This is a genomic window from Hungatella sp. L36 (assembly GCF_014288035.1).
Window position 1 is genome coordinate 114,569 of record NZ_JACOPC010000005.1, and the last position, 21,244, is coordinate 135,812.

Genomic DNA, 21,244 nt, shown 5'->3' on the forward strand with positions numbered 1-21,244 from the left:
ACAGTTCAGACATCCGCCGTCTGAACTGTTACAATTTCCAACTTCATTTCACGTTTCCGAAATGAACCTTTTTCTGCACTTATTATAATCGTATACAGAATCAGCTGTCAACTCTATTTCAGGATCTTCCTGCCGCCCTTTCTTCCGCCGCACAGCGCGAAGTGCGCATCCCCCGGAGGGTTTTTATTTCGCAGGCTGTACCTTACTGTGAAATAAAAAAACGAGCGATGCCGCCGCCATGACCGCAACGGTTCCGGCTGCCGCCGGCCATGATACTTCCATGAGTTTCACCATAACCGGCGTTGCAAAAAATACCCCCGTGTAGTACAGCAGGTTTACAACCGCCATATAGTAGCCAACTGACTCCTTTCGCTTTGCGATGGCGGGCACCATGCAGAAGATGGAGGTCATCACAAGTCCGCCTGGGAATACAGCGCTGGCCAGCACATGAACCACGTACGTTCCGGGTGTCAGGATCAGCATGGTGAGTCCGGCAATAACGGTTCCCACGGCTCCAACCATGGCCGCACGGCAGGGATTTCCGGTCTTTTCCGCCAGAATTCCGCATACGATACAGGCCGGAATGCCAAACAGGCCATTCAGGCTGGAATAGAAGTTGGCCTTCTCCGGCGCCAGATGGTAGTAGCCGGTAAAAAGCAGCGGATAACAGGTGATAAATCCAAACAGGATAAACGCCATAAGCATCTGAGCCGCGCCCAGGCTCATGAGACGCTTGTCCCGAAACGCTTCACGCACCATAGCTCCCGTGGAAGACGCGGCCGTATTACCATCGTTCTCCCGGTTCCTGCTTCGGTCCGGAATTGGCTTTTCCTCCAGAGTCAAAACCCCCACTGCGAGCAGCGGAGTTTTTGACCCTCGCGGCAGTCGCCAAATGGACGCGCCAGCGTGTCCGTTTGGCTCGTTGCTCGCGGGGATAAACGCCAAAACCAGAATAAGATCTACAGCCGCCAGCGCCGCGCCGATCCACCACAGCGTCCTCACATTCCATCTCTTAACTACCATCAGAGCGCCGTTCAGCGTGATAAAATTGCCGACTGCTGCAAACGTATTGAAAATTCCCGTGGCGGTTCCTGCGCCGCCGTGGGGAAACCAGGTGTTAATCAGATCGATGCCAACCATGATGATCATGGCGTAAGCCACACCTTCCAGCAGCCTTCCGGCCATCAGCAGGGGATAGGCCCCTGCCACGGCCCCCACTGCATTTCCGGCAAACAGACAGGCCATTAAAAGGAGCAGGAGACGCTTTGCTCCCATCCGCTCCATCAGAGCCGCTCCGGGTATCGCCAGCACGATGCCGGCGACCGTGAAAAATGACATCAGTCTGGCAGCAGCGCCCATGGAGATGGAAAAGCCCTGGGCCACCTGCTCCATAACTGCCGAGACCTTTAGCTGGGACACACTGACAGTCACGGCGCAGCACTGGAGGATCAGAAAACGAAACCATGGATTCTTCTTCATAGCCGCCTCCTAAAACCGGTAGATTCCGGTTTCACCGCCCAGAATATCGAGGGCGATCCTGCATGCCCCGTATGCCGCGTCACGAACCGCCACAGTCACCGTCACATTAGAGTATTTCTCCAGAAACCGTTCCTTAAAGAGTTCAAAATGATACGGATTTTTCACGATAGCGCTCCCCCATGCCCCGACTGTAAACTCCGGTTCCCGCCAGATTTCAAGCTTCTGCACCACCGAATCCGCCAGTTCAAAGGTCAGCTCCGCCTCGGTGCGGGTGATTTCCCCGGCATTTTCATCGCCTTCCCGCAGTGCCTTCATCACGACCGGTCCCAGTTTTAAAAAGCCGGTGTTCTCCCGTTCGATTCTCTGGCAGATGCGGATTAAATCCTTGGGCCCGCTGATTCCAAGCTCCTGATTCAGCAGGTCGTAGAGCAGCGTTCGCTCTTTCCTTCCATCCAGGACGCGGCTCATGTACTCCAGCGCTTTCAGATTAAGCCATGAGCCGGAGCCCTCGTCCCCGAAGATGCAGGGAGGCCATCCGCCGCTGCGCTCCGTCCTGCCGCCGCCATTCCGCCCAAATGCGATGGAGCCGGTTCCTGAGATCACTACGACGCCCGTTCCTCCGGTCACCGCATAGAGGGCCACCTCGGCATCATTGACACACAGGGCAGGACAGGAAAATCCCGGAAGCAGCCGGTAGATCTCCTCCACCTCCTGCCGGTCCTCTTCGCTGTCAATGCCGGTGGTCCCGCAGACGATCGCCCGGCAGTCCGGTTTCGCCAGCCCGGCCTGACCGATGCACCATTCCAAATTGTCCTGAATGGTGCGAACCGCCTCATTTCTGGAAAAACGGTACAGCCCCGCCGGATGCCCTTCGTACTCCGCCAGTTCCTTTCCGTCCATTCCCACCGCTTTCACGAGAAATTTTGTTCCCCCAGAGTCAATTCCTAATACGTAATCCATATCGTCACCTTATTTACCATTCCTGTATTTTGTTGGACAGAGCGCTGTATACTCGTCGTACAGGGGCGACCCATCCACAATGCCTAGATATCCCTGGACCACAGCGGCAAGGTACTGGGGAATCACCACGATTTCGAAGACTTCCGTGTACATGGCTCCCGTCTTTTTGATCCTTAACGTCTTTTCGTCTGAATCCCCCTCCTCGTCGGTAATCAGGAAGGTGTATTCGGAGTACTTGCTCTGACACTCTGCCAGCCGCTTGAAACGCTCCCGCTCTCCCAGCTTTCCTGAGAGAAAGAGAAATGCTCCCGTGTGATCGTCCACCGCGAGGATCGGGCCGTGTAAATACTCCTCAAACTCATAGCTGAATGCGGGATATTTAATGGTTTCCAGAACCTTTAAGCAGCCTTCCTTTAATGCGGCCGCTCCCGTTCCATGGCCGATAAAGATGTACTTTTCAATCTCCTTAAGCTTCTCCTTATGATCGGCCGCCCATCCGGAAATGGCCTCCATATTGTACCGCATATGGGATATCCCTGCTAAAAGTCCGGTGCGGACAGCAGCGTATCTCTCTTCCCCGATGATCCCGACGGCCCTCGCCGCCTCCATGGCCATCAAGTACAGGATCATGACCGACGCCGTATAGCCCACGGTCTTCGGTCCTACCGGCTCTTCCCCGCATCCGATAATCATGTGGTGAGGGCTTCGCGCCGCGATCTCACACGTCTCTTCCCCCGTAACCGTAATATACGGATATGCCGCCATCTCCTCCATCGCCTTTAAGGTGTTGGTCGAGGAACCGCCCTGAGACAGAAACACCAGCAGCGGCCGTTCTCCGCGGATATTATGTACGTAGGACGACGGCATGGAAATCACATCGATATCCAGCATCTCTTTCATAAAGGAGACTGCCGTTTCCTCCGCATTTAAGGAAGTGCCGCTTCCCACCAGATATAAGTGGGTCGGGCTGACCTCCTTATACAGCTTTACGAAGTTCTCCGTAAGCGGCAGGCTGTTCTTTAAACACGCCTCCAGGACCTCCGGCTGTGTCTTCCAGTATTCTACAATATGCGCATTGCTCTCCATAATGGGTTTCTCCTTTATTAAATAAGATTTAGATCTTTCGCTTTTCTTAACGCCAGTATTTTGTTGTTCACATCCATTTTCTGGTAGATATTTTTGACGTGGTACCGCACCGTGGCGATGGAAATATAGATCTCACCGGCGATTTCCTCGTGGGTATAGCCCTCGTCCAGCAGCTTTAAAATCTCCAGCTCCCGGTCCGTCAGCGATACCTCGCAGGCGTGAAAAAGCTTCAGCTGGCTGCTGTACCGCCTGCAGGCCTCCAGCACCTCCCGGATATAGGGATTCTCTTCCCGTTTTAACAGCGCCTCCAGCATCAGCCTGACATGGCCCGTATTCTCGGCAAAAGGCATGATGAGATGGTCTTTCTCCGCCAGCTTAAGCGCCTCTTTCAAGATCTCCCCGCCCCTGGGGCGGCTCTCTAAATAGCTCTTCGTCACAGACTCATAAATCATGAAATAAATCCGGATCAGGTGGTACTGGAACGGCTTTAGGAAGGTGGAAAAGGATTCGCAGAGGGAGTCCAGTTCAATGTATTTTTTTCCCAGCAGGAGGCATTTTCCATAGACCACATAGAAAAATCCGGTTCCCTGAAAGAGGAAATTTCCCTTTTCGATATCCCCTTTCCTGATCCACTCCGGAATGCTGTCCACCCTTCCTAAGCATCCGTTAATATAGGCGCCGCACAAATCAAAGGTGGTGTTTAAAACCGGGTTGTTGGCCGCGATCACCTCGTCCTTTAACGTACTGTTCGAAAGGATCCGGTCCCTGCTGCTCCCCTGTATCAGATTCAGACGGTCCAGCACCAGCTTGGAAGAAATCATGATGCCCAGCTGCTCCGCCGCCTTCGCCTTAAAATACGCCTTATAGGCGTGAAGCTCCGCCTGCTCCCATGCTCCCGTCTCCAGCGCAGCCTCGGACGCAGCCAGGGAGTCGCAGCCAATTCCGCAGCCGTCGGTGGATTCCGCAAAGCTCATCCCCTGGGTGCAAAAGGCGTCCCGCACCTCCGCCACACTTCCCTGCTCCTTCACGTATCCCATCAGCATACAGGGAAGCCCGTAGGTAAATTCCGTCTCCTTGGTCACGATGCAGGAACAGCCGCCGCCGAAATATTCCGCGCCCTTTCTGGCATATTCCGCCATGACCGCGATGTCGTTAAAGGAAATCCGGCTCCGCACCATGCAGATTTCTCCCAGAACCATTTCCCGCATCTCATCCCTGCACTCAGAACCGCGGCAGTATTCCTCCAGCCGGTCGAGGCAGAGCTTTACCCGGGGAATGTAGTTGCGCTTCCTGTCCATGGCACAGGCCAGCAGGTATTTTAAATAGGCGAACGGATACCGGTAGCACAGCTCCTTGCCGGCCTTTTCAAACACCTGGCGGATATTTCCGCTGCTCCAGATTCCCTTGTCGTTCTGGGTATCCTGGTTTAAAATGGAGAGAATCTCCTCCAGCTCTCCCGCCCGGTACAGGCATTCAAAGGCTTTGGAGTACTGGCCGTCGGCCAGCAGCCACTGCCCGCTCTTTCTGTAAACCTCCGTAAAATCCACCCGGTCGATCAGGGCGCGCTCGTAGATGTAGTCTCTTAATATATTTCTCAGCCGGTACGTGTGGCCGGGTTCATGAAAGACGAAAAATACACTCTTGCTGATGAGCATTTCGAAGGCGTCGTAAAGCTCCGAATTATCCAGCACTGCGGCCGCCATGCGCTTCGTAAAGGATGACAGGACCGACAGCCGCCACAGAACCTCCTTTTCCGCCGGGCTTAAGTCATGGTAGAAGTTCTGTTCAATGATGTCATCTGCAGTGGCACTCTTGCCCACGGGAAGTCCCTGCTTGATTCCCTTTGCGGTGATATAAAGCATGGATTCCCATCCGTCGGTAATCTGGTAGACCCGCTCCCGTTCTTCCTCGCTCATCCGGCATTCCATGAAATCCAGGTACTGGAACACCTCTTCCCGGTTGAATTTTAAGGATTTCTCCGTGATAGTGAAGCACAGCTGCTTCTGGTATAAATCCGCCGCATCCAGTTTTGCCAGTTCCCTGGTGATGAGCACGATATGAAGGCCGGAAAGCCGCTCCCGGACGATGGCCTTTATCAGATCAAATACGCTGTTTTCCTCAATTGTGTGAAAATCATCGAATACGAGAATCAGATGATTTTTATAATCATAGTCCATGAGAACGTCTAAGAGCGCGTCGGTTTTAAAGCAGTCATAGGGAAATCCGATGGCAGAAAACCGCGCCGCCAGGTCCTCATTCACCTCGTTTAAGGCATCGCACAGTCTCGCCCACAAATAGTCGGCTTCCCCCTCCGAGCCTGCCAGGGAGACCCAGACGCAGTCCGCCTCAGTGGTGTCTAAATACTCCCGCACCGCCACAGTCTTTCCATATCCCATGGGGGCGTGAACGATGGAAAGAGGATACCTCTCGATATTCTCCATTTTCACTAATATTCGTTTGCGTTCAATATATTTGGAAGCCATATCATTTCACCCGTTTCAGTTTCCAGCCCATGGCATTTAAATACCAGCAGGCATGGGGAAGCCACTGCTCCGCCCATCTCCAGTTGTCGTCACATTCCGCGGTGGGGACCATGATAAACTCAAGCCCCTTGTCATCCGCTTCCCGCGACGTGATTCCGTTACAGATTCCCCCCGGACTGTTCATGAAATCATACTGGTTCCGGAAGAAATACTGAATGTTGTTTCTGCCAAAGCCGTCGATCATACAGCTGTCGAAGGGATTGCATCCCATGATCCAGTCCAGCTGGTGCCCGGCAAACTTACGGAGCGCACCGGACATTTCCCCCGCTTCCTTCTGCCAGGAAAAACGGAGTGCCGCCGCGGCCAGAGATGCGATTCTGGCATTTTCCCCCTGCCACCAGGGCGCCGCCTTCGTATCGTGAGGAAAGAAGTACCGGCTGGTCTCTGTCTCCCCCATCTTCTGTGTAAATGCCGCGTATCCAAACGGTTTCCCACTGATGGAAAGCACATGGACAAACGCCTGTGCCACCAGGTCCATCGCCTCTTTTCTCCGCATTTCCTCCGGTTCCAGACTACCGTATTTCATCATGGCAATGAGAGGAAATCCCTCATCAGAAGGATGGAAATACAGTTCTCCCTCCCTGGCCGTGAACCAGACGCCCTGCTCCATAGAGACAGCGCTGTCCTTCATCCCGCGGAAAAATCGTCTGCACTCCTCTAAGTATTTCTCAGAGCACGTGGCCTCATACAGCTCGGCTGCCGCCGCCAGGGCACAGTACCGGTCCAGGAAATTCCAGGTTCCGTCGCTGGAATACTGTTCGTTGTGCTCCGTCATATACTGAAAGGACTCTTCCGCCGCCTGCAGATACCGGCCGCAGGGATACTCCCCCGAAGCACCGTTATGCCGGGCAGCGGAGGCCAATATCGCGGCCGCCAGTCCGGCTCCGCTTCGCATACACGTCTCATAATGCTTCTCTTCAATGGTCTCTGCCAGGTAGCTTTCATCCTCTTCATGCCCGCTGAACCGGAAATACTCATAGTCCACCGAACGGCGCTGTTCCTCGGAAAACGCCTCCCCCCGGTCCACCGATCGGATAAATCCGCCGCCTTCGCGGTGAAGTCTCATCGCATAATCCGCGCCCCAGTACGCCTCGTCGAGAAGCTCCTTCTTTAAGATTCTGCAGTCTCTTAGCTCCTCTTTTTCCATCCGGTCCGCAATATCGAAACAGACATAGGAAGGCAGAAGGGACTGCATGGGGTTATAGACAGCCGTGTGGGACAGCTGGGTCAGATGGATTCCAAAGTCACCGGTGGCGTCATACCAGCCTCCGTGTAAATCCAGAGTCCCCTCCCTCGCCCCCGCAAACGGCACGTTCCGGTCGGCCTTCATCCACTCACCGGAAGACCGCTCCCCCTTTAGATAAGCTCTGGATGCATTCACCATGCGAAGGTTCAGGAAATCGCCGGTGACCGTGATGATCTCCGATCGAAATGCCTTTCCACCGGCATATCCGGCAAGCCGGTACGTCCCCTCCCGTCTGACATCGGAAAAGTCCAGGACGCAGTAGCAGCCCTCCGACCAGTCCGGGATCCGTTCCGGGCCGCTCACCGCCGCGTGATGCCGTTCCCCGTTATCCGCTTCCAGCCAGGCGGTTATCTCCGCCGCCTCCTGTTCCAGCTCCAGAACTGCTGTTTTATAATCCGTCTCGTCGAATCCAATATGATTGACAAATACTCTCATCCAAACTCTCCTTTTTTCACTGCAGTACCGTTTTATCCTTTTACCGCACCCGCGGTCAGCCCCTTGATGACCATTTCCTGGGACATCATATAGAGGATGAGAACCGGGATCACCGTGATAAAGATAGCCGCCATCATGGCGCCGTAATCCGTGCCGTGCATGTTGCTGACCATAGTCAGTATCACGCAGACAGGCTTCAGCTTCTGATCGGATATGTAGACCAGGGACGTAATCAGGTCATTGTAGGACCAGATAAATACCATGATTCCCACGGTTGCAAACATGGGCTTCGACAGCGGCACCGTGATGTGCTTTAAGACCTGAAACGGTCCCGCGCCGTCGATGATGGCCGCCTCATCCAGTTCGTTTGGAAGGGAGCGCATATAGGACGACAGAAGCATGATGGCGAAACAGAGATTGCCTGCCACCTGGGGGACGATAACCGCCAGGTACGTTTCCCGGATCGGAAGGCGGCTTACCGTAACGAAGTTGGGGATCATAGTTGCAAATGCCGGAACCAGAAGACAGGCTACCATGCCGGCCTCCACCACCTTTCCGACTCCCGAATCGAACCGTCCCAGACCAAATGCAGCCAGGCCTCCGAAACAGACCACTCCCGCCACCACGCCTCCGGATATCAGGAAGCTGTTAAAGAAGGAGCGGAACATATTCACATCCGGATACGAAAAGATGGAACGGTAATTGGAAAAATCCAGGCTTTTCGGAAAGGCTACTCCATTTAACAGAATTTCTTCCGAAGGCTTAAACGAATTTTCAAATACCCACAGAATGGGAATCACGGTGATCAGAAGCCAGAAAATGAGAACCGCGTATAACAGGATACTGCTGATTTTTAGTTTTTTATTTCCCATGCCGTCTCTCCTTACTCTTCGACATCGGCCTTCAAAAGCTTCCGAAGCCCGATGGTCAGCAATACGCCGATGATGATCATCACCACCGCGATGGCGCTGGCGTATCCGCCGTTGTATTTCTCAAAAGCAGTCTGGTACATATAGGTGCTTAGCAGCTGGCTGGAATTCATGGGGCCGCCCTTGGTGATCACGTAGATGGTGTCAAATACGCGGAAACACCCGGATACGACGAGCACCACGGTGGATACCAGCACATCTTTCAACATCGGGATCGTAATATAGAAAATCTTCTTCACCGGGGTTATGCCATCCAGCATGGCGGATTCGTAGATGTCCTCCGGAATCTTGGAGATACCGGTTAAGAAAATCACGAAATAGAAGCCAATATACTGCCACAAAACAGGGATCAGGGCCAGATAGATCGCGGTCTTAGGCGTGATCCACACCTGCTTGTCATATCCCAGAAGTGTGACAAAGTAATTTAAAAGTCCGTATTCATACTTGTAAATCAGAGTGAACATCAGGCCGATCGCCGTACCGGAAATGACGATCGGGAAGAAGTAAACCGTCCGGAACAGTTTAAATCCGTGATGGGCGCTGTCCACCATGATCGCCAGCAAAAGCGCAAATCCCACCTGGAAAATCAGCACGCCCGCGATCAGAATCGCCGTATTTTTAAATGCCACGGGCATGACCATGTCCGAGAAGATCCGCTTATAATTGTCGAGACCAATCCATTCACTGGTAAGCGCAAAATTATACCAGGAAGAAAAGCTGTATATTACCGTCTTTATGAGTGGATAGATCAAAAACGCCATAATCAGGATCATGGCCGGCGCGATGCAGATCCAAACATATTTTTTACCTTTCAGTGCCACGTTTTTTCCTCCTTGCTATGAGCACACGGAGGCTGTACCCGTTCGAGCACAACCCCCGGCTTTCATCACTGTCTTTCCCGTCTGCCTTACTGACCGGACTCATTCAGCTGTTTGGCCTGTTTGAGCACCTCCGCGCTCGTCATCTGGCCTTCGCAGACGTACTGGATTCCATTGTTTAAGGTCTCATACGCCTCATGATTCACCTGAGAGTCGAGAGCCGCATCCTGGTACTGCGCCTTCTCCAGCATGGTTACTGCGCTCTTTAAGAGTTCGCTGGAATTCTCCGGTGCGTCGCAGACGATGGCAGGGCTTCCGCCGTAGGCGATGAATCTGGCCATGGTCTCCGGTGATGTCATATATTTTAAGAATTTTAAAGTCTCTCCGCTTCTCTCATTGGCCGCTTTTGTCATATGCCATCCGGAGGAAAATCCTGCAATCGCACAGTTTTCACCGCCTGTACCGCCCGGAAGCGTCGGCATGGAGATGATTCTCATGTCCGGATTGCCCTGAAGGCTCTCTGTACACCAGGAGCCATTGATCATCATAGCCGCTTTTCCTTCTGAGAAGAGCAGTCTTACATCATCCTCTGAGATGGTGAAGGTGTCCTTCGGCAGTCCGCCTTTCTGGTAAAGCTCTGCAATGCAGTCGATGGCAATGCCCCAGCTGTCGTCAAAGTAATTTCTGTGGTTTTCCTTGCCTGAAGCGCCCATAATGAAGTTTTCCGTGGTGATATACGGCATTCCCAGGGACATGGACAGCGTCACGATATCGTTCTGGGAAAATACTTCGTTTGCCTTCATGATATTTTCCCATGTGGTCGGCTCTTCCAGTCCATACTGTTCAAACAGCGCCTTGTTGTAGAACATTCCTTCATAATATCCGATGAAGGGAAGTGCGTACTGCTTTCCCTGATACTGAACATTTTCCAGCGGGGACTCCTTGAAGTTTCCTGCCCATTCCGGGTCTGCCTTCAAAATGTCTCCGAAATCCACGAACAGCCCTGAGTCCTCGAAGGTCTTCGTATAAGCCTCGCCTGTATAGTAAAGTACCAGATCCGCCGGATTGCCTGCTGCCAGATCGGCCTGAACCTTCGTCTTGAATAAATCGTTGCTTCCTGAAGTCGGCTGGGACTCGTCAACGATGGTGATGCCCGGATGGTCCTTCATGTAATCGGCACACACCTCTTTCCAGACCGGCGCGTAGGCATCGGAACCTGCGAAATACGTGACGACACGGATATCTTCTTTTACAGTTCCTTCTGCAGCATCTCCCCCGGCTGCTTCCGTCTTTGCGGAATCCTCTGCGCCCTTACCAGCTTCCGTCTTTCCCGTTTCGGTCTGCCCCGCTTCCGTCTTGCTGTCCGCCGTGCCGCCCGCACAGCCCCCCAGCAGTGCTCCGGTTACCGCCAGAGCCGTCATCAGTACCACAGCTTTTCCTGCTTTTTTCATGATTCCTTTTCCTCCATTTTCATGCGCAGCTGCGCAGTTTTTGCTATTTATGTTGGTTTGGTATATATGTTGAATTGATATTTATATTGAATTGATATTTATATTGATTTATTGTCTGCCTTATTTATCTGGAGCTTTACCGGCTCTCCCTTACCGCGCTCTCTACAGCGATTCTTCCGTATACCAGAGCCAGCGAATGGCTCAGGCCAGGCACGGTCAGAGGATAATCCACGGCTACCCGGTTTCCCTGCACATTTCCCGCAGCGTATAGACCGGGAATGATCGCTCCTTCTGTGTCGTAGCAGTGAGCCTCCTCATCACTCTGGATTCCTCCCATAGCCGCAATCATGACTGCCGGTGTAAATTTTGCTGCATAAAATGGCCCCTGTTTTACTGCAAACAGCCGGTCCTTTCTCTTGCCGTAGTCCGTGTCCTCTTCCTGCTCACAGAGACGGTTGTACTGTTCCACCGACGCAAGCGCCGTATCCGCAGGAAGACCCGTTTTCACAATCAGCTCCTCCAGCGTCTCCGCTTCCAGAAGAACGCCATCCTCCACCGCTTTCCGGACATACTTCGGTGCGATGTAGTTGTCGATAAAGCAAAGCTTATCATAAACCGTCCCGCTCTCCAGCTCCTCATCTTCCATGACGAAGCACACAGAGCCGTGGTTCGGATACTCCTTCGGTATATAGCTTCTCCAGTTCCCGTCCACGATCTGCCACGCCGTTTTGTCCGGCAGATTCTCGATCTGACTGCCCATCTGCTGTCCCGGCGCGTCCTCATTGACGAACCGTTTTCCACGGGTATTTAGAAGCAGGAAATCCGCTACGCCGAATACACTCCCCATATGATGAGCGCAGGGCGCGTGTGGGCTGTCCTGAAGCTTCGCTCCGGCCCAGAGTGCCATCTTATGGCCGTCACCCGTGTTGGATGGCTGCCGGTCCATGTCGTAGCTGGTCCACTGCTTCGGCGTCTCCATCATTCCGGGCAGGAACCGTCTCAGCATTGCTTCATCGCTCATGTAATCTCCCGTAGCCAGAATGACACCCTTTGAGGCGTAAGCCTTTATAAGGCCGCTTTCCCTGGTCCCGGCGATCACGCCTTCCACCCGGCCGTCACCGTTTTTCAATAGCTTTTTTACCCGTGTATTGAAGAAGGAGGTCACATTTCCCGTCTTCTCCGCCAGTTCAAAATTACCGCGGCACAGGGCGATATGGGATGGACGGATCCATGCAGTCACCTGGTAGCATTTGAAATTCTCCTGGGCGTTGTCAAAACCTTCCGGAAGAGGCAGACGCCTCGGCTGTACATAGCATTTTACGCCTTTTGGCGGGGCCTGATCGGTACGGTCCAGAACTGCAATATCTTCCAGCCCCTCCAGGTACCAGTCGAACGCCTTTCCAGCTTCCTCCGACCAGCGTTTCAAAATATTCTGACTGGCCTTATAGGCCATGTCGTGCATCAGATTGTTGACAATCTCTGTTTTATTCAGATGATCCCGTCCCCAGCGCTTCGCCACCTTGCTGTCCATGACGGCGAAGTCTCCGGATCTGGCCTGAACACATCTGCATTTTTCAAAGAGAAGAACCTTTTGTCCCATCTCCGCCGCCTGCCTGACGGCCGCCACTCCGGCCAGACCGCCGCCTACCACAATGATATCCGCGGACACTGTTTCGGTTATGGTTTCTTCCCTGATCTGTGGCTCTTCTCCCAGCCACGCTTCCCCTTTATATTGATTCAAGGCTGTTCACTCCGTTTCTTTTTTCTTATTATATAATGCACAATTTATATCCACAACTATCACAACTGATAGTATATTTTCACAAGAAAATAGAGGGGTATTTTGCATCCCCTCTTCATAAAAGGTCTCCCTTCCGCTTAGTTCCGGAAAACAGGAGGCTTGCTATTTTCAGCGGTTTAAAGGCTCACATCTGTCAATATAGTCAAGCAGCGCCTCACATCCTTCACAGATATCCCGGTAGGTAGAATCAAAATCTCCAGTATACCACGGGTCGTCGATATCCCTCGGATTCGGCCCAAAGTCCAAAAGCCTCGAGACTTTTCTCTCCGGGTCGCTTCCCAGAATTCTCATCATGTTGGTAATGTTCCACTGCTCCATCCCGATGAGATAATCGTACTTGTCATAATCGGCCTTCGTCATCTGCACTGCCCGTTTTCCCTCTGTGGAAATACCGTACTGGCGCAGTTTGTTCCTCGTTCCGTGATGAACCGGATTGCCGATTTCCTCGCGGCTGGTAGCCGCGGACGCAATATAAAAACGGTCGGCCTGACGGCGTTTTTCTACCATGTCCTTCATGATGAACTCGGCCATGGGGGAGCGGCAGATGTTGCCGTGGCAGATAAATAGTATTTTTATCATGATTTTATATTCCTTCATAAGTCTTCGAACGCCTGTAAATACTGAATTTTCGGCGTTTTCTTGATTTTCTGTTTTTGCCTCTCTCTACGCATATCTACATAAATCTGCGTAAATTACCAGGCAAATGGTGTAGTAATTGGTGTTCCTCTAAACCAGAGAGCATCAAAATATCTTCTATAAAATAATCCACTTTTCTTTTTGACTGGAACCTTCTCTTTTTATAATTCCAGATTTTATCATCGATTCCATATTATACTTCACTGTACTATACTTTTCTCCAATGACATCCGCAATCTTTTTCTGAGACAGCGTTGGTTCTTTTTTGTATCACTTTCAAGATGTGGGTAACTACGGAATTATCGTTACCTTGGCTAGTACTGCTAACCAAACTTTTGAACATAACCATAATGTCCTCACATTTAATCGTATATTCTGACATAGGATTTCCAGTCACACTAGATAAAGTCTATAGTTTTTCGCCATCATTCCAATATCTTCGTTATACCTTGCACAATTAGAAATATTCCGTGTAACCCCCACATCTAAATTCCTCATCAGATATTGCAGCGTACTAATACACCAATATTTTCCATAGTTATACAGAATGTATATTGAAAAACATACAGGATAATGTCGGATGACTGGTCTGTACAAAGCCTTTATGTATGCATACATCATTTCCTTGTAACTTCAGAAATAAGTTCCACCAACTCTGGATATGACACAATAGGAAATGCTACTTTTTTATATCTAGAAACCAGCACCTTATTCATACACATGTAAGGCATCACTTTATATCCCATATGTTCTGAACATCCCAGTTCTTGGATAACTTGATCAGCCTTTTCATGTAAATAATCAACTCTTTTTTGAAACTTCTCATCTTCCTTATGTTCATTAAAAAATCTGTTCTGCTGACGGTACATATCATAGAAAGTGGCTACTTTTTCAATCACCTTGCATTCGACAATCCAGATAGACTTATTTTTAACATCCACAGCAAACACATCATAATCTCCAAGCCACTGCGGATGAGCTTTGTTTAATTTCCTCAATTCAAAATTTGTCTTTACAATATCAAATTTATTTTGCTTAAATGAATTTGCTATATCATAAACTATCTGTTTCTCGTATAAATTTTTCCACCTTAGTATCAATTGTTTAGTTTTATTCATACCAACTTCATATGGTAGAACGAAATCCATTATTCCGTTGAGCCAATCTTTTTTCAAATAATCCATTGTAATAGGCGAAAATATAATATCTCCATTAATGCTTACAAGTGGCATTAATTCAAACCTGGTGTCTCTTGTTCTTCTTTTACCAATTGGAAGATAAAAATCTACCCTACCATTTTCTGTCTTAAGATTTTGAAACGTTACTACTAAATAGTTAAAAAGATTAGTCGCATCTTCTTCTGTAATAACACCATTCATTTGCATGAGGAAATCACTCAACAATTCTTTCATAGGTGCTCTGAATACATTATTACCAACCTTTTTAACGATTTCCTCAGAAAATGAATAACTGAAATACGATAAGATATCCAAAAAGTCGGGGAAAGTAAATCCCATATCTTCCTTAAATGTTTCCTTCACCTTCTCAAGATATTCAGAATCTGTTTCAAGATTCCGCTTTACCCCCTCTGAATATGAATATATCCTATGATGCAAACCATTTAATTTTTCAGCATCTTGATCATCTGATAATGTATCCACTACATACTCATCTGTTATTTCTATATAGGCTTCGTTATCCGCAAAGTAGCACATATCTGCTACATCATTTAAGACAACTAACCAATTTGCATATGCTAACAAAAGATTAATATCATCTCTGATTGCAAGTGTTTCTGATTCATGGTGCAAGTATAAATTTGTTTCTATTAGGTAAAGTGCATTTCTATCATCATGCTTTGCTTTTTCTCTTTGGTCAATAATACGATCTCTGACTTCTTTATCTTTCTTCTCATCTAATTCAGAATATGATCCATATCTTTTCCAGTTAATATTTATATCATGCAGTAATGTTGAATGATAATCTAGCAACGAGCAATGTAATTCACTCCAAGAATATTTTGATACTTCACTCTCGAAATCTTCAATTATAGCCTTTTGCATAGCGCGTATAATTTTATTTGCCTCTTGTCCACGGTAGATTCCCGGTTTTATCATATTACCATAACAAACATTTGCTATTCTTTTCCGAACTTCGTGATAGTGATAATCCTCAGGAGAAAAATTCTGTACATTATTATCCCATTTGTATTCTACAGAAGCCGAAAAAACTCCCACCTTCTTTTTATCAAGAGAAATGAATTGTTTTTTTGTTTCAAACAATTCATTTAAAGCAGGCATTCTAACCAACAGAGGCAGAAGTATTTCTTTTAATATATTAAGTTCTACGCTTCTGTCTTTCGCAGCTTGAATATCCTCAAAAATTCGTTTTATATCTTTCACAACATATCTTATAATCCATTTATGGTTATGATATTGAGCGTCGCTATACACATACATCCGGTCTTCATGCAAAAAAGATTCATGTCCCGCATGAATGGCATACTCAATAGGCATAAAAGCTATTTGTATTCCTGTATTGCAGATTGCACTATCGTCCTCAAATATACATTTTATCGAAACAAATCCTTCTGTTATAATTTCCTCCAACAATTGTATCCACTGACGATATTCCCCAAAATCTTTTACATCTTTGTAAAACTCCACATTGTTTGTCAAAAAAACATAATTATTTTGAGGCAGGGTGAAATATATGCCTCCAAATCCCATTCCGTGTTTAGCTGTATATTCATATAAACCGAATTCTCTTTTTTCAATTTTCCACGAAAATGGTTCCCGGAAAAGATAATCCTTTATGTGGAATGGATAGTCCTTCAATTCTTCTTTAAAATAGTCAACAACGGCTTCATTTTCTGTATCATATCCTACATCAAGCATATTAAATACAATTGCACCTTTTGCAATATACCGTCCTTGATTTCTCCATGTAAAATACAAAGCAGCATCACTTCCAAATCCAAATGAACTTTCGTAATCCCTCTCTTTACAGTAAGATAAGTACTCAAATAATTCATCTGCGTCATCCGCAAAATTCAGATAATATATAACATCCAATGCTGTACAAGTTTTTCCTTCCTTCTTTCCTACCTCTCCCAGAGACATGTACATTTGATTCGGATTCATAAAACTATTATAGATTAAATATTCTATTGGCACATCGGCCGGAATATGAAGCCCTCTTAATCCATTTTTCTCAAAGCGATTATATATTTCCGCAATTTGCAGCGTACCACTTTTATGATATTCCTCTATATATACAATTTCCTCTTCTAACTGCCCCTCTTCATATTCATCTGCATTAATTGCAACAACTACTCCATGAGACGCCTTTGCTATAAAGGTATACGTTCTCTGAGTTGAATCATATTTTTGATTCGGAAATATCATAGCTGGTGCAAACATTAAACATCCATTTGACCGATCCGTTTCAAACAGGCTATAAATCCTGTCTATGATTCCAATATTTGCAATGGAAATCTTCTCTTTAAAATCAATTTCGTTCTCCCATATATCATATAAATCAATTAGCAAAGAAACATTGTATAAAGGATAAATATTATCCTCTCTACACACAAAATGACTTTTTTCAATAGTAGCTTTATCATTTTTTATCAAAGAATCAAGTTCAAGAATGTTGTATTTCTTGCACTCTTCCTTAAAGAATCTCTGCACCTTATAAAATAATTCCTTTTGTGGAAGAACAAACCTTTTTTCTACAATACCATCATTCTTATTCTCTTCAATAAAATAATCAAGAACCCCCGCTGAATACTCTAATGCCAGACTAAGCTCTTCTTCATGCGAAATCTTTCTTGCTAAAGTAGGCAAAAAATTAAGACAAGCAAAAACATTATTATGACCAGTTCCAATTATCACACGATAGAATTTATCGTTATATCTAATCCGTACTTCTCCAAAATCTTCTACTGTATAATCATCCGTCATTCCCGGTTTCATAACATCATATATTTTGCAAAAAAAACTCTTGAATTCATCAAATGTTTCAATTCTCTGACTGCCTTTTTCTTCATATTCAATCAGGCAGGCATTTAATGCCAAACAAGATTCCAAAACAGATCTATTATTAATACACAAATTAATACAGTATATCGCCTTCACGAGATCATAAAATTGATATTCATTTGTAATCTTTAATAATCTGTCAATTTTCATTTGAATGGCTGGAAACACCTCTGTATTTATCATTTTTGCCACCTCCATTTCTCTCAAAGGTCTGGATGTTGCATAGAGAATATTTCTTTCTGCCGCTCAATCTCTGCTCTCAACTGCTCTTTCGTAGGCAAATAAGTCAGATACTTTGACATAAACAATCGGTCATTATCATGAAGCACCGAATATCTGGCAATATCCTCATCCGTTTCTGAACACAATAAAATCCCAATGGTAGGGTTATCTCCCTGCCCTCGCTTTAAATCATCATACATGCGCACATACATGTCAATCTGTCCTACATCTTGATGCGTAATCTTCCCCATCTTTAAATCGATAAGTACATAACACTTAAGTTCGATATTATAAAAAACGAGATCTAAATAGTAATCCGAAGTTTCCGTTACAATATGTTGCTGACGAGCAACAAAAGCAAAGCCTCTACCCAACTCCATCAAAAAATCTCTAATATGTGAAAGAATAGCAGATTCTAAATCCCCCTCTAAGTAAGTGTCCTCATTTTTAAATCCGAGGAATTCTGCAATCACTGGACTTTTTATTAATTCAAATTGACTTTTTTGAAATTCCGCAGTTTTCCGCTTCATTTCTTCAATTACAGCTTCTTTTTTTGGGGTTTGAAGAAGTCTATGATAATATTGTGTACTAATATTACGGTCTAAGGTTCTTGAACTCCAACTTTCATCAACTGCTTCTTTCATATACCAATATCGTGCATTTTCATCCGCAACACGAAGAAGGCTCCGAATATGCGTCCAATTAAGATTGTGAACGCATGCGTTCACAATCTGCTCATCAGGAAAGCACTGATAAAATTTGATATAATAATGCAAATTTCTTTTGGAATAATTTTTTCCAAACTCTTTTGTCAAATCTTCTGCCAATGCAGAAATCAGATTTCTACCATACGCTGCACGTTCGCTGCCACCCAATTCCTGTTCTACAATTCGTTTGCCAATATTCCAATAGGTAAGCAGCATTGCCTTACTGGAAGCACTATAGGCTGCTTCTTGTCCAGAAGAAATAATGTTTTTAATTTCTGTAATAACTGATTGGTATGGCGTCAAATGTTTTTCCATCACGTCACCTCGATTTTCCATAATAATTATATTTTAACTTGCTTTTCCTGTCATATCAAGGCTCTTTCAAAAATGGTGTAGTAGTGGTGTAGTAAACGCCTTTCTCTGCCATGAAACTATTGATTTTACTGGCTTTTTCAGGACTTTTCAAGATGTTGCCGTGGCAGACGAAAAGTATTTTGATAGTATTAACATTTTTGTTAGTCATTGATAAAATCTCCGTTTAATTTTGATATGTTAATCTTACTATAAATATATAGCATGGACAAGTATAGCTTTGTACTTATACCATTTACAAGCGGATTTCCATTTCGTATAATAAACGCAGGCAGTTCCTACTGCTGGGTGACTTCCATCTCCGAAAGGGGGTGGTATAACATGAGTACATATGAGACACTTTCTTTGATGATTGCGTTTGGGGTACTTATCGTTATGATTATAGGTACAAAAAAATAGTCACCCGCCGTCCAAAGCAAATGTGACTATTTTTGTAGAAACATAACTTTTTGGAAGCCACTCGCTGGAGTGAACTGCCTTTTTTGTACCTTTATTATAAACCAATTTTGATTTATCTGTCAATCACGATTTTTCAGTGCTTTTCTTGACTTTTAATTCATTAGCTTTCTTCGCCATAAAATCACTCTCCTTCTACAATAGCGGCTTGGACATCTCTTTCATGTTGAAATTTTCCATAACAACCATATCTCTCTTTCCGGTTCTGCCGTGACGCGTTTCGTCCTCAAGGCCTTAGCGGTCATTGATGATTTTCAGGTTATTAATATCCAGCACCACAACCGTGAATTCCGGCCCGCCAGGGTTTTGACCGACTGTTCAATCCTGAAGAACATGACCTCCGCATCGCACGCCGGCTCGCTACAGCCGTAATTCATCTACCGGGCTTGAATATTAATGTAATAAATTTTGTCTGTATAGATTTCATACTCTCTCCTGGTCTGGAATATGGGGCAGACGCATATCTCCCTGGTTCTTTCGAACCTCCAGCCGGATATCATCGGCGTTTGAGGGACACAGTTTCCTCCTGAACTTTTGAAGGAATACGTGTCAAATGGTATCAGACGGTGGGAGAAACGGCCCTCTTTAGAAGCAGGCTTTATGCCTGCTGTTAAAAAGCTAAGTGTGCCCTTTTCCTCTTTATTCACGATACTAAACATAAAATTTTTAAAAAAGTTGTTGAAAAACATTTTTAATGCATTTACCCTATAGATATGAGGAGGTAATCCCATCATTTGAGGAGGCAGAATCAGGCTGAAACGACACCAACAAATGGGTATCTGATAAAAGGTACCTGATCATGGCTGCCCGACAACGGCGCCTAATGACAAAGGAGACGAACAATATGAATCAGGAAAAGATCGCTGCATTGGAAGAGATCATTGATAATCGTTACAGTAATACTGCCGGCATGATTGTTTTAAAGAATGGAGAAACACAGTACGAGGGCTATTTTAACGTATGCACGGCCGCCAGCTGCATCAACATTTTTTCGGTAACAAAAAGTATTATTTCTATCCTGATCGGCATCGCCGCCGACAGAGGGGAAATCCAGAGCGTCAACCAGAAGGTGCTGGACTTTTTCCCGGACTTCCCGGTTGAAAATTACAACGAAGGGGAAACAACGATACGGGATATAACGCTTCGGGATCTGATGACAATGACTGCCCCGTACAAGCATCAGGAAGAGCCGTATCTGGAATATTTTACAAGGGATAACTGGGTAAGCACCGCACTGGAATTATTGGGAGGACCGGAAAAGGCAGGGAAATTCCGCTACACTCCCTTTATTGGCCCGGATATCCTGTCCGGCATTCTGGTAAAGGCAACCGGACAATCCGTGCTCGATTTTGCGGCGGAACATCTCTTCGCGCCGCTCGGTATTACGGTGAAAGGCAATGTAACCCTGGAAAATGAAGAAGCACACTACGCCTTTATGAATGCCAGAGACGTAAGCGGCTGGGTGATGGACTCGAAGGGGATTCATGCGGCGGGATGGGGGCTGACGCTCACAGCCAGGGACATGGCGAAGATCGGCCAGCTTTACTTAGACGACGGCAAATGGGAGGGGAAGCAGATCGTCTCTGCCCAGTGGATTGCCGAAAGCACAAGGGAGCACAGCCGGTGGGAGGAGTTAAATCTGCCCTACGGATATCTGTGGTGGATCGCAGATGATAATGCATTTGCAGCCATGGGAGACAGCGGTAATACAATTTACGTCAACCGGGAGAAAAAGCTTGTCATCGCCATCGCTTCTCTTTTCAAAGAAAATACCGGGGACAGAATGGACTTCATAAAAGAATGTGTGGAACCCATGTTTGCATAATCCGGACATGGAATTGCCGGTTAGGAGTGTGATAGTAAATGATGAACGCCATGTGGTTACTGTGTCCGATTTGTGGGAACAAGACACGAATGAAAGTAAGAGATGACACCGAACTAAAGAATTTCCCCCTGTACTGCCCCAAATGCAGACAGGAAAGTCTGATTGATCTAAAACAGCTTCAAATAACAATCATAAAAGAGCCAGACGCAAAGACGCAGAGCCGATAATTCAGAAG

16 protein-coding genes are annotated in these 21,244 nt (G+C 46.9%); 3 read left to right on the forward strand and 13 right to left on the reverse strand.

Translation table 11 applies throughout. The features are described 5' to 3' along the window. Nucleotides 1-183: 183 nt before the first annotated feature. The 13 genes from H8S80_RS14180 to H8S80_RS14240 form a co-directional block, all read right to left on the reverse strand. The gene (locus H8S80_RS14180) at nucleotides 184-1,479 is read right to left on the reverse strand and encodes an MFS transporter (RefSeq protein ID WP_117631999.1); all 1,296 of its coding nucleotides are present in this window, start codon (nucleotides 1,477-1,479) and stop codon (nucleotides 184-186) included. Between the two features lie 9 nt (nucleotides 1,480-1,488). Beyond that, entirely contained in the window at nucleotides 1,489-2,439 is a 951-nt protein-coding gene (locus H8S80_RS14185; protein WP_117631997.1) for a BadF/BadG/BcrA/BcrD ATPase family protein, read from the reverse strand. Nucleotides 2,440-2,448: 9 nt separating this feature from the next. Next, on the reverse strand, nucleotides 2,449-3,525 hold the full coding sequence (locus H8S80_RS14190) for an SIS domain-containing protein (RefSeq protein ID WP_002602588.1): 1,077 nt from the start codon (nucleotides 3,523-3,525) through the stop codon (nucleotides 2,449-2,451). Nucleotides 3,526-3,542: 17 nt separating this feature from the next. Next, nucleotides 3,543-6,008, reverse strand: coding sequence for a helix-turn-helix transcriptional regulator (locus H8S80_RS34265; protein ID WP_117631995.1), 2,466 nt, complete (start codon nucleotides 6,006-6,008; stop codon nucleotides 3,543-3,545). Nucleotide 6,009: 1 nt separating this feature from the next. Continuing rightward, nucleotides 6,010-7,749 (reverse strand): glycoside hydrolase family 9 protein, encoded by a 1,740-nt coding sequence (locus tag H8S80_RS14200; protein WP_117631993.1) that lies wholly within the window; start codon nucleotides 7,747-7,749, stop codon nucleotides 6,010-6,012. A gap of 32 nt (nucleotides 7,750-7,781) precedes the next feature. Next, nucleotides 7,782-8,621 (reverse strand): carbohydrate ABC transporter permease, encoded by an 840-nt coding sequence (locus tag H8S80_RS14205; RefSeq protein WP_002602584.1) that lies wholly within the window; start codon nucleotides 8,619-8,621, stop codon nucleotides 7,782-7,784. An 11-nt stretch (nucleotides 8,622-8,632) separates the two neighbouring features. After that, nucleotides 8,633-9,499, reverse strand: a complete 867-nt coding sequence (locus H8S80_RS14210) for a carbohydrate ABC transporter permease (protein WP_002602583.1) — start codon at nucleotides 9,497-9,499, stop codon at nucleotides 8,633-8,635. Nucleotides 9,500-9,585: 86 nt separating this feature from the next. After that, on the reverse strand, nucleotides 9,586-10,947 hold the full coding sequence (locus H8S80_RS14215; RefSeq protein WP_117631992.1) for an ABC transporter substrate-binding protein: 1,362 nt from the start codon (nucleotides 10,945-10,947) through the stop codon (nucleotides 9,586-9,588). Nucleotides 10,948-11,083: 136 nt separating this feature from the next. After that, nucleotides 11,084-12,688, reverse strand: a complete 1,605-nt coding sequence (locus H8S80_RS14220; RefSeq protein ID WP_117631990.1) for an FAD-dependent oxidoreductase — start codon at nucleotides 12,686-12,688, stop codon at nucleotides 11,084-11,086. A 168-nt stretch (nucleotides 12,689-12,856) separates the two neighbouring features. Beyond that, nucleotides 12,857-13,327, reverse strand: a complete 471-nt coding sequence (locus H8S80_RS14225) for a low molecular weight protein-tyrosine-phosphatase (RefSeq protein WP_117632108.1) — start codon at nucleotides 13,325-13,327, stop codon at nucleotides 12,857-12,859. Nucleotides 13,328-13,501: 174 nt separating this feature from the next. Continuing rightward, the gene (locus H8S80_RS35115; RefSeq protein WP_412313586.1) at nucleotides 13,502-13,636 is read right to left on the reverse strand and encodes a hypothetical protein; all 135 of its coding nucleotides are present in this window, start codon (nucleotides 13,634-13,636) and stop codon (nucleotides 13,502-13,504) included. Between the two features lie 365 nt (nucleotides 13,637-14,001). Then, nucleotides 14,002-17,610, reverse strand: coding sequence for a hypothetical protein (locus H8S80_RS14235; protein WP_117631989.1), 3,609 nt, complete (start codon nucleotides 17,608-17,610; stop codon nucleotides 14,002-14,004). A 20-nt stretch (nucleotides 17,611-17,630) separates the two neighbouring features. Beyond that, complete coding sequence (locus tag H8S80_RS14240; protein ID WP_181987946.1) at nucleotides 17,631-18,671, reverse strand: PDDEXK nuclease domain-containing protein; 1,041 nt, start codon at nucleotides 18,669-18,671, stop codon at nucleotides 17,631-17,633. Between the two features lie 405 nt (nucleotides 18,672-19,076). Between H8S80_RS14240 and H8S80_RS34270 the strand changes: the two genes are divergently transcribed. The 3 genes from H8S80_RS34270 to H8S80_RS14250 all read left to right on the forward strand — a co-directional run bounded on the left by H8S80_RS34270 (nucleotide 19,077) and on the right by H8S80_RS14250 (nucleotide 21,236). Beyond that, nucleotides 19,077-19,127 carry a hypothetical protein gene (locus tag H8S80_RS34270; protein ID WP_235622266.1) on the forward strand — a complete coding sequence of 17 codons (51 nt, stop codon included), beginning with the start codon at nucleotides 19,077-19,079 and terminating at the stop codon, nucleotides 19,125-19,127. Between the two features lie 901 nt (nucleotides 19,128-20,028). Beyond that, on the forward strand, nucleotides 20,029-21,009 hold the full coding sequence (locus H8S80_RS14245; RefSeq protein WP_117631985.1) for a serine hydrolase domain-containing protein: 981 nt from the start codon (nucleotides 20,029-20,031) through the stop codon (nucleotides 21,007-21,009). A 38-nt stretch (nucleotides 21,010-21,047) separates the two neighbouring features. Further along, complete coding sequence (locus tag H8S80_RS14250; protein ID WP_002602578.1) at nucleotides 21,048-21,236, forward strand: cysteine-rich KTR domain-containing protein; 189 nt, start codon at nucleotides 21,048-21,050, stop codon at nucleotides 21,234-21,236. Nucleotides 21,237-21,244: the final 8 nt, after the last annotated feature.